This window comes from Klebsiella sp. Ech2A, from assembly GCF_030078455.1.
Classification (GTDB): domain Bacteria; phylum Pseudomonadota; class Gammaproteobacteria; order Enterobacterales; family Enterobacteriaceae; genus Klebsiella; species Klebsiella terrigena.
In genome coordinates, this window is record NZ_JAQGFU010000005.1 from 47,626 (window position 1) to 63,098 (window position 15,473).

A 15,473-nucleotide genomic window follows, 5' to 3' on the forward strand; every position below is an offset into this window, starting at 1 on the left:
ATGGTTAACCAAATGTTATTAATGGGCAATATGGTTGTGACGAAAAATGATGAATATGTGAACTATTTGACGGTTTAAGAAATAATTGGTTGGGCCAATCGGGGCGGAGTCAGGAGGGCGCGTCTTGAGAATGGAAAATCCCCTCTCCGGCCGGAGAGGGAAGGGGGATCAGAAGGCGATTTTAGAGAAGCCGGTCATTTCCGTGAGCTTCATTTCGCGACCCAGCGCGGTCATCGGGTGAACGATAACCAGGCCGCGCACGCTTTTTTTCAGCTTGCCCATATCGGCCTGCTCTTTTTTGGTGATCGCACGGCGGTGCGGCAGGCTCATGAGCTTTTGCGCTTCTTTGCTCAGCTTCTGGCCCTGAACGTCGCGCAGGCGCACGATTTCCGCTTCAATGGTCTCTTTTTCTTTGTCCAGCTCGGCGTATTTGTCCGCAGCTTCAACCAGCGACAGATCGGCCTGCTGATGACGGATGGCGTCGAGACGATCGCTCAAACGCTTGATTTCATTCTTTTCGACTTCTTTCATGGTGATTTAATCTATTAATAAAGGGGGTTCGACGCCATATAGTATGGGCTGTGAGGGCTGTTGTGGGTAGTTATTTATCGAAATTCCGCGGCTTTTCCCCGCGAAGTATCCTGCAAGATAAATTATAATTACTTGAATAATAAAGGTATTATTAATAAAATAGCGCTGGGTTTCGATTCTGTGAAGCTCGACGAAGCATAAGCACGTTTTCCTTAACCTCGGCCCTTTTTTTAGCTAATTCTTAATATGAGTATCCTTAAGAAGAGGAGGGCATAATGGCGAAAATTGGCGACGGCGTACCGCATATTATCGATAAGACGGTTGATTTTATGGCTTCAAGCCAGGCTTTTATGGAGTACCTGAAGAAATGCCCGCGCTTGCAGCACGTGCCGCGCGATATTCCGCAAAATAAAGAGGCGCTGTTTCTCAGTCGTCTGGAGTATTACAGGCAGCTGTATCGGCCAACCTGCGATGAGCATGAGCGGGAGTCAGAGCGTTAGTTTCTGAAAAGCTTTTTTTAAGCTGATTCTGGAAATCAGCTCGGTCAGAGACAGCATCATCGTTGAGCGGACAACCTGCTGGTAGCGCAGCTTCTGCATTGCCAGCAGCTCCTCATCGCTCTCATCAAACCGCGGCAGAGGCGGCAGCGCGCTGACGCAGTGCAGTTCACCAAAAGGCCCGAGGATCTCGTCGTCGGTAAAACCGTACTCGTTGCCGTCGTGGTTGAGCTCTTCGCGCAGGGCCATCAGCAGCTCGGCGTCTTCGTATTCGGCGCGACTAATCACCCCAAGGCCGTAAATCAGCTTCAGGCGTACGGAAAGGTCGCCCAGCGGCCCGTCGCCATCCAGCAACGGTTCCACTGCGTATTTCACCGCGTAATCATCTTTGCGGAAGACCTGAAGCACCAGGATATTTACCGCCTCAGTGAGTAGCTCGACGGCGGCGATCAGGAAGCTTCGTACGGTTTTGCCAGCATTCAGACGCTCAAGCACGCGGTTTTCAAATGCCTGTGTTTCTTCCATTATTGCCTGCATATCTGACAGGAGTAGTAGTGGGCGCGGTTCGTGCCGCGCCTGTTCGTGCCTCATTTGATGGCGTTATAGTCGTTAACGGCCTCCAGCACCACGTCGCTTGCGGCATCCAGACCGGAAATCTGTGCCAGCGCAGCCTGCGGGCCTTTCTCAGCAATCAGCGCTGCCAGCTCCTGCGCCTGCGGGTCTTCAGCGCAGCGGAAGTGCATCGCAGCGGCGATCCCCTGCACCAGGTTTCGGTGCGGCAGAGCGTATTCCAGCGTGCCGAGCAGCGGCTTAATCAGGCGGTCGCCCGCGCTGAGTTTACGCAGCGGCTGGCGGCCAACGCGCTCAACGTCATCTTTCAAATACGGGTTCTCGAAACGACCAAGAATCTTCTGGATATAGGCTGCGTGCTTCTGGGCATCAAAGCCGTAGCGTTTGATCAGTACCGCGCCGCTCTCTTCCATGGCCCCTTTGACGACGGCGCGAATTTTCTCATCGAGGATCGCGTCGCGAATCGTCTGGTGACCCGCCAGTTTTCCGAGGTAGGCGGTTATAGCATGTCCGGTGTTTAAGGTGAATAGCTTACGCTCGACAAATGCCATCAGGTTGTCGGTTAACTCCATGCCCGGAATGGCGGGCAGAGCGCCCTTAAACTGGGTTTTATCGACAATCCATTCGCTGAAGGTCTCCACGGTGACTTCCAGCGGATCGTGGGTCGCGGACGCGGACGGCGGCACAATACGGTCAACGGCGGAATCGACGAAGCCGACGTGGGCTTCAACCCAGGCTTTGTCTTCTTCGGCCAGCGCGTTAAAGACGTGGCCCTTCAGTTGGCTTGTTCCGCGTACCATATTTTCACAGGCAATGATGTTCAGCGGGGCTTCAATCCCCTGCGCCTTGCGCTTTACCAGCCCTTTGGCAATGGCCGGGGCGATGCGCTCCAGCACGACCGGGCCGACGGCGGTGGTGACGAGGTCAACGCTGGCAATCAGCTCAACGACCTCATCGCCGATGCTGCTCACGGCGTTGACGCCGGATACGGTATCCACCTGCTCATTTTCGCCGACCACGTGAACCTGATAGCTATGACGGACGTTAAGGGCATCCAGAACGACCTGATTCACATCGGCAAATGTTAAGGTGATCCCCGCGTCGGCCAGCAGTTTACCGATAAAGCCACGCCCGATATTACCTGCGCCAAAATGTAATGCTTTCATAGTATTAACCTTCAATTAATGTTTTTACCTGAGAGGGCTGGGGTGAGGCTTTTTCCCTCACCCTAACCCTCTCTCCGGCATGCGGAGAGAGGCCAGTCTCTTTCTCGTTATCCCGGACGCCGGCACCAGCGCCGCGTCCGGGCAACGGGCTACGCTTTGTTCAGCAGCGCCAGCACTTCTTCTACGCTGGTGGTGTGCGTCAGGCGCTCAATTACCGTCTCATCGTCCAGGGCGTTGGTCAGGCTGGTGATGACCTGGATGTGTTCGTTGTTGCGGGCGGCGATGCCGATGACCAGACGGGCAATATCATCTTCATCATCGCCAAAACGCACGCCCTGCGGGTACTGACAGAACACCACGCCGGTTTTCAGAACGCGATCTTTCGCTTCGATAGTGCCGTGCGGTACCGCGATGGACTCACCCAGATAGGTGGAGGTCAGCTTTTCACGATCCAGCATCGCCTGCACGTATTCCGGTTCGACGTAGCCGCCTTTAACCAACTGCTCACCGGCAAAGAGGATGGCCTCTTCTTTGGTCGCCGCGTGACGACCGAGGAAGATATTTTCCGCCCCGAGCCGGAACAGGTGGGTATCGGCAGCGTCAAAGCTGTCCTGCAGGCTGCCGCGAACCTTCTCTTCGTTATCGGTATGACGCTGCGCCGCGACCAGGCGTTCGGTCAGGCTGGTGTACAGGCCGCTGTCGAGGAAGTTGGTCAGTGAAATATGCTGAGCCTGCGGTACCTGGCGCATGGCGCGCTCGGTCAGGTCGCGGTGGGTAATCACCAGGTCAACATCAGGCGGCAGGTTGTTAATCGCACAGTTGGTGACGGAGATATTGCTCAGTCCCGCATCCTGTACTTTCTTACGCAGCACGCCTGCGCCCATGGCGCTGGAACCCATACCGGCGTCGCAGGCAACGATGATTTTGCGCACGTGGCTCAGGTCGTTAGCAACATCGCCGGCGGCCAGCGGCGTCGCCGCGCCTTTGGATGCTGACTTCATATCCTGCATACGGCGGGTGGCCGCATCGATATCCTCTTCTTCTTTCACTTTGCTGGTTTTCAGCAGAATGGCGGAGACCACGAAGGAGACGGCCATAGCGGCAATAATCGCCGCGATGTTGGCAAAATAGGCACCTTTCGGCGTCATTGCCAGCACCGCCAGGATGGAGCCCGGAGAAGCCGGAGACACCAGGCCACCGTTGAGGATAGTCAGGGTGAACACACCGGTCATACCGCCGAGGATAACGGCGAGGATCAGACGCGGGTTCATCAGCACGTACGGGAAGTAGATTTCGTGAATACCGCCGAGGAAGTGGATGATTGCCGCGCCGCCTGCTGACTGCTTGGCATTACCGCGACCAAAGAACATGTACGCCAGCAGCACGCCCATCCCCGGGCCCGGGTTCGCTTCAATCAGGAAGAAGATTGATTTGCCCAGCTCGTGGGACTGCTGAATGCCCAGCGGCGAGAAGATACCGTGGTTGATGGCGTTATTGAGGAACAGGATTTTCGCCGGTTCTACGAAGATAGACGCCAGCGGCAGCATGTCGTGCACCACCATGAAGTTAACGCCCGCCGCCAGTATTTTGGACAGGACTTCAACCGCAGGGCCAATGCCGAGAAACGCCAGAATCGCCAGGATCATCCCGATGATGCCGGCGGAGAAGTTGTTCACCAGCATCTCGAAGCCGGACTTAATCTTACCGTCTACCCAGCTGTCAAAATGCTTAATCGCCCAGCCGCCAAGCGGACCGGCAATCATTGCGCCGAGGAACATCGGCATATCCGCGCCGACGATCACGCCCATGGTGGTAATCGCGCCGACCACGCCGCCGCGCTCGCCGCCAATCAGCTTACCGCCGGTGTAACCGATCAGCAGCGGCAGCAGGTAGGTAATCATCGGGCCGACCAGCTTCGCCAACGTCTCGCTTGGCAGCCATCCTGTCGGAATGAAAAGTGCGGTGATGATACCCCACGCGATAAACGCGCCGATATTTGGCATCACCATATTGCTAAGGAAACGACCAAAGCTTTGCACCTTGATCTTGATATCGGATGACATAAAACACCCCTTTTTCTGTTTTGCTTATCGCGTAGGCTAAAAGCCTGAGGCTTGTTGTTAATGTGGCGGCAGAGGAAGCCGGACCCTGATTGATAAAGCGAAATCTGGCACCGAATCGTAAAACTGTCCAGTCACCGGGCTTTTATGTGATGCAAGTCACATGAATATAGGCGATCGCGAGGTGTGTATAGTGATGTTCGTCACATAATGGCTGTGCAAAAAAGCGGCTGAGGGATAATTTGTCGCCAAAAATGCGCTTTAATGTGATAAATGTCACAATTTTGTATCTGATAATAATTATTTATATGTGATCATTGTCACAAAATATCGTCGCTTGTTTTTAGCGCCTGTGATCTCAGGCCGATTTCGCGGGCTGGCGTTGGCCCATGCGGATCGGTCGCGCAGCGGCCCGGGCTGATTGCCGCGATGTCCCGCCTGCCTTTTGCCTGCTCCTGAACCATACTTAGATTTTTGTTGGCGAAAGGAGCAGGCAATGAAACTGATCGGCAGCTATACCAGTCCCTTTGTGCGCAAAATTTCCGTCATACTGCTGGAAAAAGATATTCCCTTCGAGTTCGTCAATGAATTCCCCTACGGCGAGGCCAGCGGCGTCGCCAAATATAATCCGTTAGGCAAGGTCCCGGCGCTGGTCACCGACGACGGAGAGTGCTGGTTCGACTCGCCGATTATCGCGCAATATCTGGAACTACTCGGCGTAATGCCGGATATGCTGCCGAGCGATCCGAAGGCGGCGCTGAAGGTACGCCAGCTGGAGGCGCTGGCTGACGGGGTGATGGAGGCGGCGCAGGCGCTGGTGCGAGAAAAGGCGCGTCCGCCGGCGCAGCAGTCGGAAACGGAGCTGCTGCGCCAGCGTGAGAAGGTGGCCCGCGGCCTTGACGCGCTGGAGGGGTACGCGGCCGACGGCACCCTGCGCGGGGATGAGATTAACCTGGCGTCGATCTCCGCCGCCTGCGCCATCGCCTATCTTAACTTCCGCCGCGTGGCGCCGGGCTGGTGCGCGACCCGGCCTCGGCTGATTGCGCTGGTTGAGGCGCTCTTTCAGCGCGCCAGCTTTGCCCGCACCGAACCGCCAAGGACTTGACCCAGGCAGGTAACAGTTTGCGCGTGCAGGCGTTACAATTGTCGCTCAATTGTTGACTCCCTCTCCCGTCGGGAGGGGGGAAAATAACCTATCGCCAGGCTCATTCATGACAACCGATACTCGTGCGCTTTACACCCAACTTCCGGCCACCGACCGTCTGCTCCGCGATCCCGCTTTTTCATCCGCGCTGGCTCAATATGGCCATGCCCAGGTCGTTGCCCTGCTGCGCCAGATGCTGGAGCAGGCGCGGCAGCACGTTCGCCTGAGCCAGGCGCTGCCCGACTGGTGCGACGACTGGGCGCGGGAGGCCGAACGGCGGCTGGCGCAAACGGCGGAAAGCGCGCTGCGTCCGGTTTTCAACCTGACGGGAACGGTCCTGCACACCAATTTAGGCCGCGCGATTCAGGCCGAGGCCGCGGTGGAGGCGGTTACGCAGGCGATGCGGGCGCCGGTTACCCTTGAATATAGCCTCGACGACGGCGGACGCGGCCATCGCGACCGCGCGCTGGCGGATCTGCTGTGCCGCCTGACCGGCGCGGAGGATGCCTGCATCGTCAATAACAACGCGGCGGCGGTACTGCTGATGCTGGCGGCAACGGCCGGCGGCAAAGAGGTCGTTCTCTCGCGCGGTGAGCTGGTGGAGATTGGCGGCGCGTTTCGCATCCCCGACGTGATGCGTCAGGCGGGCTGCGTTTTACACGAGGTGGGCACCACCAACCGCACCCACGCGAAAGATTATCGCCAGGCCGTGGGGGAGAATACCGGCCTGCTGATGAAGGTGCATACCAGCAACTACAGCATTGAAGGCTTTACTAAAACCGTGGATGAGGCGGAGCTGGCGGCGATAGGACGCGAGCTGGATATTCCGCTGGTGGTCGATCTGGGCAGCGGTTCGCTGGTGGACCTGAGCGAGTACGGCCTGCCGAAGGAGCCGATGCCGCAGGAGATGATCGCCGCCGGCGTCAGCCTGGTGAGCTTCTCCGGCGACAAGCTGCTGGGCGGCCCGCAGGCGGGGATTATCGTCGGTAAAAAGGCGATGATTGCCCGCCTGCAGCAGCACCCGCTCAAGCGCGCGCTGCGCGCCGATAAGATGACCCTTGCGGCGCTGGAGGCCACCCTGCGCCTCTACCTGCATCCGGAAACCCTCGCCGAGCGCCTGCCCACGCTGCGCCTGCTGACCCGCAGCGCCGAAGACATCCACGCTCAGGCGGCGCGCCTGCAGCCGCGGCTTGCCGCGCACTACGCTGACTTTGAGGTGCGGATTGAGCCCTGCCTGTCGCAAATCGGCAGCGGCTCGCTGCCGGTGGACCGCTTGCCCGGCGCCGCGCTAACCTTCACCCCGCGCGATGGCCGGGGCAGCCGGCTGGAGGCGCTGGCTGCCCGCTGGCGGACGCTGGCGGTGCCGGTGATTGGGCGAGTTAGCGATGGCCGCCTGTGGCTGGATTTGCGCTGCCTTGAAGATGAATCGAGGTTTATGGAGATGTTATTACCATGATTATTGCCACCGCCGGACACGTTGACCACGGTAAAACCACGCTGCTGCAGGCGATTACCGGCGTGAATGCCGATCGCCTCCCGGAAGAGAAATCCCGCGGGATGACCATCGATCTGGGCTACGCCTACTGGCCGCAGCCTGACGGCCGGGTGCTGGGCTTTATCGACGTGCCGGGCCACGAAAAGTTTTTGTCCAATATGCTGGCGGGGGTGGGCGGGATTGACCACGCGCTACTGGTGGTGGCCTGTGATGATGGCGTGATGGCGCAGACCCGCGAGCATCTGGCGATCCTGCAGCTGACGGGAAAGCCGTCGTTGACCGTTGCGCTAACCAAGGCCGATCGCGTGGAGGCGCAGCGCGTGGACGAGGTGCGCGCCGACGCAGAAGCGGTGCTGGCGGAGTTTGGTTTTACGCACGCCGCGCTGTTTGTCACCGCCGTACCGTCCGGGCGCGGAATTAGCGCGCTGCGTGAGCATCTGCTGCAGCTCTCTGAGCGCGGGCATCCGCAGCATCAGCGCTTTCGCCTGGCGATCGACCGCGCCTTTACCGTTAAGGGCGCGGGGCTGGTGGTCACCGGTACGGCGCTCAGCGGCGAAGTGAAGGTCGGCGACACGCTGTGGCTTACCGGCGTTGATAAGCCCGTGCGCGTGCGCGGTCTGCACGCCCAGAACCAGCCGGTCGAGCAGGCGCGGGCCGGCCAGCGCATTGCGCTCAATATCGTCGGCGATGCGCAAAAAGAGGCGCTAAACCGCGGCGACTGGCTGCTGTCGGTTCAGCCTCCCGAAGCGTCCGAGCGGGTGATTGTCGAACTGCAGCGCCACGCGCCGCTCACCCAGTGGCAGTCGTTGCATATCCATTATGCCGCCCGCCATATTACCGGCCGCGTGTCGCTGCTGGAGGGGGAGCTGGCCGAGCTGGTGCTCGATAGCCCGCTGTGGCTGGCGGATAACGATCGCCTGGTGCTGCGCGATATCTCCGCCCGCAGCACCCTGGCAGGCGCCAGAGTCGTGACGCTCAATCCGCCGCGCCGCGGCAAGCGTAAGCCGGAATACCTGCAGTGGCTGCATACGCTGGCGAGCGCCGACGACGACGCCCGGGCGCTGGAGGTGCATCTGCAGCGTGACGCGGTGCGCCTCGATGATTTTGCCTGGGCCCGGCAGCTGAGCGAAACCGGCCTGGCCGCGCTGACGGGCCAGCCCGGCTATCTGCAGGCGGGCAGCAGCCTGCTAAGCGCCCCGCTGGCGGCGCGTTGGCAGAGCAAATTAATCGACGCGCTGACGCGCTATCACGATCAGCATCGCGATGAGCCGGGTACGGGACGCGAGCGCCTGCGGCGCATTGCCCTGCCAATGGAGGACGAAGGGCTGGTGCTGCTGCTGATTGAGCAGATGCGCGAAAGCGGGGTTATCCACAGCCACCACGGCTGGCTGCATCTGCCGGAGCACAAGGCGGGCTTTACCGATGAGCAGCAGGCCATCTGGCTACGGGTGGTCGATCTGTTTGCCGATGAGCCCTGGTGGGTGCGCGATCTGGCAAAAGAGAGCGGCGTTGAAGAGTCTTTAATGCGCGCGGTGCTGCGCCAGGCGGCACAGCAGGGCGTGATTACCGCGATCGTTAAGGATCGTTATTACCGCAACGATCGGATTGTCGAATTCGCCGGGCTGATCCGCGAGCTGGATCTCGAAAGGGGATCGACCTGCGCCGCTGATTTCCGCGATAAGCTGAACGTCGGCAGAAAGCTGGCGATCCAAATTCTCGAGTATTTTGACCGCATTGGCTTCACCCGCCGGCGCGGAAACGATCATATTCTGCGCGATAGGGCCCTGTTTCTATAAGCATCAATGGGTCATTCCCGGAGGAGGCGCTTGACGCGCCCGTCCGGGCTAGAATGGCGGCAGATTGTCTCCCCACTCAGCGCAGCTTGAGCGGGGGACGGTTTTCGAGGGAGGTAGTCAGGTCCTACGCGTTTATTCGTCCGCTTCTTTCACCCAGATACGCATCTCTCCTTCGCCGCGGTTGGCCCAGCTAAACCACGGGATAAAGGTTAAGGTCTGCGGCTGACGCACGGCCGAAGCACGGTCGTAATTCCACAGCGCCTGGCTTTCGGCATTCTCCGCCGTTTGCTTATAGCCCGGCGCCTGGAGAAGTATCTTATGAGCAAAAATCCCCTGGCCTTCAAAAGCGCTGAATTGTGCGTGACGCGGCAGCTGTAGGTTATGCAGCTGCTCGCCGTTATCCGCCTGCTCCAGGCAATAAACCAGCGGGCCTCGCTGGACGGCGACCTGGCCTGCCTGATGCCGCACCAGCGGGTTACCGTAAATGCGGCGCACCGGCATCGGCAGCGTTAACAGAAGCGTGTCGCCTTCCTGCCAGCGGTGGCTAATGTGCAGATAGCCTTTGCGCACATCCTGTGGAACTGGCACACCGTTCAGCGTTACCTGCGGCTTGTCGCACCAGTCCGGCAGGCGCAGCGCCAGGGTATGGTCGATTGGTATGGGCGAGTCGATTGCTATTTTCACCTGCTCCTGCCACGGATAGTTGCCGCTGATACGCAGCCGTAAGGTCTTATCACCCACCGGGATCTCGGCGCTGTTGCCGACATACAGGTTGATGTACAACGCGTCGTCATGCGGCGTGTAGATGTAGTGCCCCAGCGAGGTGAGCACGCGGGCGATGTTCGGCGGGCAGCAGGCGCAGCCGAACCAGCGCTGGCGAACGGGCTTAACGTGGTCATAGATATGATTGAATTTTAATGATTTAGGATGCACTTCCAGCGGGTTGACGTAGAAGAAGTGCTTACCATCCAGCGCCATTCCGCCCAGAACCGTATTGTACAAGGCGCGCTCCATGACGTCGGCGTACTGGCTGTCGGCTTCCATTTCCAGCATCCGGCGAGCAAACATCATCAGGCCAATGGAGGCGCAGCTTTCGGCATAGACCGTGTCGTTTGGCAGGTCGTAGTCGCTGCTGAAGGCCTCGCCGCTGCTCTGTGAGCCAATACCGCCGGTAATATACAGCTGACGCTGAACCATATTGTTCCACAGGCGCAGGCAGTCCTGACGTTTACCTTCGTCCTGGCTTAAGCGAGCGAGATGGGCGACGCCGGTCATCAGGTAGACAAAACGCACCGCGTGGCCGATGGCGACGGGCTGCTCGGCAATCGGCTGATGCGCCTGGCTATAGGCCTTATCCATCACTATCCACGCCGGGCCGTAGGTGTTCCACCAGGAGGTTTTGCCGCGTTTTTCGTATTCGATATCGTAGAAATGCGGCTGCGTTCCGCGCTCCTCGACGAAGTAGTTCACCAGCGCCAGGTAGCGCGACTCCTGAGTCACGTCATACAGGCGCATTAACGCCAGCTCGATCTCCGGATGTCCAGGATAGCCGTGCAGCTGGTTTTCGCCGGGGCCAAACACGCTATCGATATGGTCGGCGAGGCGGCAAACTACCCCCAGCAGCCGACGCTTCCCGGTTGCCTGGAAGAAGGCCACGCCCGCTTCAATCATGTGCCCGGCGCAGTAGAGTTCGTGGCACTCGGCGAGGTTAGTCCAGCGATCTGCTGGCGCTTTGACGGTGAAATAAGTGTTCAGATAGCCATCTTCGCACTGGGCGGCGGCTACCAGTTCAATCACCTCATCGGCGGTTTTTTCCAGCTCGGCGTCAGGCTTCTGACACAGCGACCAGGCCACCGCTTCCAGCCATTTCGCCACGTCGCTGTCCTGAAATACCATTCCGTAAAACTCCCCCTCCTGCCGCCCTGCGGCGATGCGGAAGTTTTCTATCGCATGGCTTGGGTCAGCCTCGTCGATACGGTCATTGAGCGCATCCCACTGGTAGGGGATCACCACATCGCGCACCAGCTGCTGGTACTGGCCAAGAAACGGATCGCTGATTTTCAGCGTGTGTAGATTGACTTCCATTACGGACATGACGGACTCCTTAAGGCTGAACGTGACGGGTGCGCAGGTCGGTGGCAATGCGCGCCATCATAGGATTATTGAGCTTGCAGGCGCGGATCGAGAAGGCCAGCAGCAGATGGAAAAGAGCGGGCAGCAGGGTTTCCATTGAGGAGATCCCGGACAGCGACAGGGCGGTTTGGTTGCCAGCGCCTGGCTGATAGGCCACGTAGATAAAGATCAGGCTGATAATTCCGGCACTGGAGGCCCACGCCAGCTTGATAAAGAACAGGTTGAAGGCAAAGTTCATCCCGGAAGAACGTACGCCGGTTTTCCATTCGCCGTAGTCGTCAGAGAAGGCCATCAGCGAGAAGTGCAGCGGCAGGGTGAAGCCGAGAATAATGCCGTTGCCGAGAATGACCCCCAGCCACAGGGTCTGGTATGCCGGGCCGGTCGGTAAAAACCACATCGCGATGGCCAGCGCGGCCAGCACCAGGTTGGTGTAGTAGTAGAGCCTGACGGTATCGAAGCGGCGTGAAAGCAGGTTGATGATGACGGAGCCGAAAATCGACGCGAAGGTCACCATGGTGAAAAATAGCGAGGTGTAGCCGGTGGACCCCTCAAGGACGTAGGTGATGAAGTACATGTAGCCGCCGCCGCGGATATTAAAGACGTTGATCAGCAGGAACGACATCACCAGCATCAGCAGCAGCTGGTCGTTTTTACGCAGGCCGGCGATATGCTCCCGCAGGGTAAATTTACCCATCATGTCCAGAGAGACGCGTTCGCGAACCCAGAAGAAGCAGCACAGGAACATCACCACCGCAATGGCGCAGAGTACGCCGACGCCATACTGATAGCCCTGGGCCGTGTTGCCCTGACCGAGCACTTTTACCAGCCACGGCAGCCCGACGGAGACCAAAAATCCTGCTACGCCGCACAGGACAAAGCGCCAGGCCTGGCACGAGATAACCTCGCTATGGCGCGTGGTCATGGTGTTGATCAGCGCGCAGTACGGCACGTTAATTGCGGTGTAGCTCATCGACAGCAGCAGGTAGGTGCCGAATGCCCAGGCGATTTTTACCCCCATGCTGGCATCGGGTACGGTAAAGGTCAGGACGCCTATAATCCCGATCGGCACGGCGATCCACAGCTGCCAGGGGCGAAAGCGTCCCCAGCGGCTTTGGGTGCGGTCGGCCAGAACGCCCATGATTGGGTCGGAAATCGCGTCGAAAACGCGCAGGGCCAGGAACAGGGTTCCAACCAGCGCGGGCGTCAGCCCAAAGACATCGGTATAGAAAAAAGTTAAAAAGTTCATGATCAGGCAGGTAATGACCGTTCCGCCTGCATCCCCCAGCCCATAGCCTATTTTTTCACGTACGGATAATTTATCGTCCAGCGCTTTTTGCGCCGAATCGGTTGTAGAAATTAATGTCGAAGTCATGGAGAACGCCTCACGTATTCGGAGATTTTGTTTCCAGAAAATAAGCCGCCTGGTTGTGGCTCTTGTTGTGTGGTTTGCAAAGTACCTTTTTATTTTGCATTGAATTCACCACACAACAAGGGAAGGGAAAAGTACAAAAAGGTGATGATTCCGACCTGATTGAGAAAATGTGATTTCGATCCGCTCAGCCATGCTGTTTTCGTTAATAATCAATAATAAGTTGGTTATTTTCGTCACGTAATAGCGAGAGTTGACATAGTTATGCTCGAATTATCCATAGTACTTCCGATCCGGGTACAAAACGGAGGGTTATTTATTTCGCGCGGCGTGGGAAGCCACCCGTCGCGTACCCTGGATTCCTGGGAAGCTATTTTTGTTGAAAAGGGGACATTAACGATCCGTGAAGAGGATAAAATTTTCACGGTAAAGTCAGGAGAAAGTTTATTACTCTGGCCGCAACGCCGTCATGTCGGCGTGGGGGAATTTCCGGCAGATTTAAAGTTCTACTGGCTGCATTTTGAATTAACTCCGGCGGTGGAGAAAAAAGCGCAACAATCGGTGTTGATGTTACCGCAGCACACAACGTTGAGTGACCCACAATATATGACCGGGCTATTTCGACAATTCTTAAATGAGCAGGAAAATGTGCACCGTAGCGTAGCGCTGGAATGTATTTTACTGCTGATTTTGCAGCAGATATCAGCCTCTGCGTTAAGCGAAAATGCGGGGAATAACCCAGGCATTGCGCTGGCCTGGAAAGCCCGTCAGATGATCGGTACGCACTTTCACCTGCCCATTTCGGCGTCGCTGCTGGCGAAAGAGCTGCACTGCAATGTGGACTATTTAGGCCGGGTTTATCGACGGGCCTTTCGTCTGACGTTAACCGAAGCCATTCACCGTCAGCGTGTGCGGGCAGCGGAGAAGCTGCTGATCGGCGATTCGCTGTCGCTAAAAGAGGTGGCGGAGCAGTGCGGTTTTCACGATGTGGGCTATTTTCGGCAAATTTTCCGCAAGCATACCGGCATCACGCCCGCCGCATGGAAGCGGCGGTATTGTAAGGAGCATATTAATTCGGTATGAGGTTCAGGTATAGCACGGTCTGGTGCCCTGGCCCCTGACGCTCTCCCACAGGAAGACCGTCAGGGGGCAGAGGGCTTACTCACTGCCCGTAATAGGCATTCGCTCCGTGCTTACGCAGATAGTGTTTATCCAACAATTCAGGCTGCATATCCGGCAGCTGGGGGGCCAGCTGGCGCGAGAACAGGCCCATATAGGCGCACTCTTCCAGCACTACCGCATTGTGCACCGCGTCATGGGCGTTTTTACCCCAGGCAAACGGGCCGTGGGAGTGCACCAGCACCGCCGGAACCTGCATCGGGTTCAGGCCGCGCTCTTCAAACGTTTTGACGATCACTTCGCCGGTCTCGTACTCGTACTCGCCGCCGATCTCTTCAGAGGTCATCAGGCGAGTGCACGGAATCGTCCCGTAGAAATAGTCCGCGTGGGTGGTGCCCCAGGCGGGCAGGTCCAGTCCGGCCTGTGACCAGATGGTGGCGTGGCGGGAGTGAGTATGCACAATGCCGCCGATCTCCGGGAAGCGACGATATAGCGCCAGGTGCGTTGGCGTATCGGAAGAGGGTTTCTTGCTGCCGTCCACCACCTTGCCGCTGGCGATATCCACCACCACCATATCTTCGGCTTTCATCACGGCGTACTCCACGCCTGAAGGCTTAATCACCATCAGTTTGCCGGTTTCATCCACCGCGCTGACGTTACCCCAGGTGAAGGTGACAAGCCTGTGAGCGGGCAGCGCCAGGTTTGCCGCCAGCACCTCGGCTTTCAGTTGCTCTAACATACGAATCCTCCTTCCTCCATACGGGCTTCAATCCAGCGACGGGCCTGAATGATTTCCAGTACCGGCTCTTTGGCTTTTTCGGTCCACATCTCAATCAGAAATGAGCCGCGATAGTTCAGGTTCTGTAACGTGCTGAAGACGTTGACGAAATCGACGCATCCTTCGCCGAACGGCACATCACGGAACTGGCCTGGGCTGGTGTCGGTAACCGGCTGCGTGTCTTTCAGATGAATAGCGGCGATGCGGTCGATGCCCAGAGCCAGCTCTGCCGGGACGTCATTACCCCAGGCGCTGAGGTTGCCCACGTCCGGGTAGACGGCGAACCACGGCGAGGCGAGCAGCTGGTCCCATTTTTTCCACTTGGTGATGGAGTTCATAAACGCGGTGTCCATGATCTCCACCGCCAGCATCACCTGCGCCCCTGCGGCCTGTTCAACGGCCCACGCCAGCCCTTCGGCGAAGCGCTGCTGAGTGCCCGCGTCATGCTCTTCGTAATAGACGTCGTAACCGGCGAGCTGGATGGTGCGGATACCCAAATCGCGCGCCAGCCTGATGGCTTTGGTCATGATGTCCCTGGCGCGCTCGCGCACGGCTTCGTCGCGGCTGCCGAACGGAAAACGGCGGTGCGCGGAAAGGCACATCGACGGAATTGACACATTGGTTTCCAGCATCGCTTCCACTAACGAGGCGCGCTGGGCGGTGGTCCATTCGAGTCGCGACAGGCGCTCGTCGGTTTCGTCGACGGACATTTCCACGAAGTCGAATCCGCAGCTTTTAGCCAGAACCAGACGTTCCGGCCAGGAGAGGTCTTTCGATAGCGCTTTTTCATAAATACCTAATGGATGGTTACGCAT

At 58.1% G+C, this 15,473-nt stretch carries 13 protein-coding genes; 5 read left to right on the forward strand and 8 right to left on the reverse strand.

Translation table 11 applies throughout. The features are described from left to right. Positions 1–168: 168 nt before the first annotated feature. Complete coding sequence (locus PFH44_RS02540; protein WP_045853863.1) at positions 169–531, reverse strand: YibL family ribosome-associated protein; 363 nt, start codon at positions 529–531, stop codon at positions 169–171. A 275-nt stretch (positions 532–806) separates the two neighbouring features. Between PFH44_RS02540 and PFH44_RS02545 the strand changes: the two genes are divergently transcribed. Next, positions 807–1,031 (forward strand): hypothetical protein, encoded by a 225-nt coding sequence (locus PFH44_RS02545; RefSeq protein WP_041143194.1) that lies wholly within the window; start codon positions 807–809, stop codon positions 1,029–1,031. Here PFH44_RS02545 and mtlR read toward each other — a convergent pair. The 3 genes from mtlR to PFH44_RS02560 form a co-directional block, all read right to left on the reverse strand. Then, positions 1,020–1,619, reverse strand: a complete 600-nt coding sequence (gene mtlR, locus PFH44_RS02550) for a mannitol operon repressor MtlR (protein WP_045853865.1) — start codon at positions 1,617–1,619, stop codon at positions 1,020–1,022. The two genes, PFH44_RS02545 and mtlR, sit on opposite strands and share 12 nt — an antisense overlap. Continuing rightward, positions 1,616–2,764 (reverse strand): mannitol-1-phosphate 5-dehydrogenase, encoded by a 1,149-nt coding sequence (mtlD, locus tag PFH44_RS02555; RefSeq protein WP_283824208.1) that lies wholly within the window; start codon positions 2,762–2,764, stop codon positions 1,616–1,618. The genes mtlR and mtlD overlap by 4 nt, the downstream gene beginning before the upstream one ends. Before the next feature lie 149 nt (positions 2,765–2,913). Next, positions 2,914–4,827 carry a PTS mannitol transporter subunit IICBA gene (locus PFH44_RS02560; protein WP_283824209.1) on the reverse strand — a complete coding sequence of 638 codons (1,914 nt, stop codon included), beginning with the start codon at positions 4,825–4,827 and terminating at the stop codon, positions 2,914–2,916. A 493-nt stretch (positions 4,828–5,320) separates the two neighbouring features. On the opposite strand from PFH44_RS02560, the gene PFH44_RS02565 reads away from it, so the two are divergent. From PFH44_RS02565 to selB, 3 genes are all read left to right on the forward strand, one after another. After that, positions 5,321–5,929 (forward strand): glutathione S-transferase, encoded by a 609-nt coding sequence (locus tag PFH44_RS02565; protein ID WP_045853868.1) that lies wholly within the window; start codon positions 5,321–5,323, stop codon positions 5,927–5,929. Positions 5,930–6,035: 106 nt separating this feature from the next. Then, complete coding sequence (gene selA, locus PFH44_RS02570; RefSeq protein WP_283824210.1) at positions 6,036–7,424, forward strand: L-seryl-tRNA(Sec) selenium transferase; 1,389 nt, start codon at positions 6,036–6,038, stop codon at positions 7,422–7,424. After that, complete coding sequence (selB, locus tag PFH44_RS02575; RefSeq protein WP_283824211.1) at positions 7,421–9,259, forward strand: selenocysteine-specific translation elongation factor; 1,839 nt, start codon at positions 7,421–7,423, stop codon at positions 9,257–9,259. The genes selA and selB overlap by 4 nt, the downstream gene beginning before the upstream one ends. 132 nt (positions 9,260–9,391) lie before the next feature. On the opposite strand, the gene PFH44_RS02580 is transcribed toward selB, so the two are convergent. Beyond that, on the reverse strand, positions 9,392–11,353 hold the full coding sequence (locus PFH44_RS02580) for a glycoside hydrolase family 127 protein (RefSeq protein ID WP_283824212.1): 1,962 nt from the start codon (positions 11,351–11,353) through the stop codon (positions 9,392–9,394). A 10-nt stretch (positions 11,354–11,363) separates the two neighbouring features. Next, the gene (locus PFH44_RS02585) at positions 11,364–12,764 is read right to left on the reverse strand and encodes an MFS transporter (RefSeq protein ID WP_283824213.1); all 1,401 of its coding nucleotides are present in this window, start codon (positions 12,762–12,764) and stop codon (positions 11,364–11,366) included. Positions 12,765–13,025: 261 nt separating this feature from the next. Here PFH44_RS02585 and PFH44_RS02590 point away from each other — a divergent pair, with 261 nt between their 5' ends. Continuing rightward, positions 13,026–13,844: an AraC family transcriptional regulator gene (locus tag PFH44_RS02590; protein WP_283824214.1), complete on the forward strand. Its 819-nt coding sequence runs from the start codon at positions 13,026–13,028 to the stop codon at positions 13,842–13,844. Positions 13,845–13,923: 79 nt separating this feature from the next. Here the strand turns inward: PFH44_RS02590 and araD are convergent, their stop codons facing one another. Both araD and PFH44_RS02600 read right to left on the reverse strand, forming a co-directional pair. Further along, complete coding sequence (gene araD / locus PFH44_RS02595; RefSeq protein WP_283824215.1) at positions 13,924–14,619, reverse strand: L-ribulose-5-phosphate 4-epimerase; 696 nt, start codon at positions 14,617–14,619, stop codon at positions 13,924–13,926. Continuing rightward, positions 14,613–15,473: an L-ribulose-5-phosphate 3-epimerase gene (locus PFH44_RS02600; RefSeq protein WP_283824216.1), complete on the reverse strand. Its 861-nt coding sequence runs from the start codon at positions 15,471–15,473 to the stop codon at positions 14,613–14,615. Before PFH44_RS02600 ends, araD begins: the two co-directional genes overlap by 7 nt.

Bases quoted from the DNA above. Each gene is read 5' to 3' on its own strand.
- PFH44_RS02585 (WP_283824213.1), bottom strand. From the start codon at position 12,764: ATGACTTCGACATTAATTTCTACAACCGATTCGGCGCAAAAAGCGCTG.
- selA (WP_283824210.1), top strand. From the start codon at position 6,036: ATGACAACCGATACTCGTGCGCTTTACACCCAACTTCCGGCCACCGAC.
- mtlD (WP_283824208.1), bottom strand. From the start codon at position 2,764: ATGAAAGCATTACATTTTGGCGCAGGTAATATCGGGCGTGGCTTTATC.
- mtlR (WP_045853865.1), bottom strand. From the start codon at position 1,619: ATGAGGCACGAACAGGCGCGGCACGAACCGCGCCCACTACTACTCCTG.
- selB (WP_283824211.1), top strand. From the start codon at position 7,421: ATGATTATTGCCACCGCCGGACACGTTGACCACGGTAAAACCACGCTG.
- PFH44_RS02560 (WP_283824209.1), bottom strand. From the start codon at position 4,827: ATGTCATCCGATATCAAGATCAAGGTGCAAAGCTTTGGTCGTTTCCTT.
- PFH44_RS02565 (WP_045853868.1), top strand. From the start codon at position 5,321: ATGAAACTGATCGGCAGCTATACCAGTCCCTTTGTGCGCAAAATTTCC.
- araD (WP_283824215.1), bottom strand. From the start codon at position 14,619: ATGTTAGAGCAACTGAAAGCCGAGGTGCTGGCGGCAAACCTGGCGCTG.
- PFH44_RS02580 (WP_283824212.1), bottom strand. From the start codon at position 11,353: ATGTCCGTAATGGAAGTCAATCTACACACGCTGAAAATCAGCGATCCG.
- PFH44_RS02590 (WP_283824214.1), top strand. From the start codon at position 13,026: ATGCTCGAATTATCCATAGTACTTCCGATCCGGGTACAAAACGGAGGG.
- PFH44_RS02540 (WP_045853863.1), bottom strand. From the start codon at position 531: ATGAAAGAAGTCGAAAAGAATGAAATCAAGCGTTTGAGCGATCGTCTC.
- PFH44_RS02600 (WP_283824216.1), bottom strand. From the start codon at position 15,473: ATGCGTAACCATCCATTAGGTATTTATGAAAAAGCGCTATCGAAAGAC.
- PFH44_RS02545 (WP_041143194.1), top strand. From the start codon at position 807: ATGGCGAAAATTGGCGACGGCGTACCGCATATTATCGATAAGACGGTT.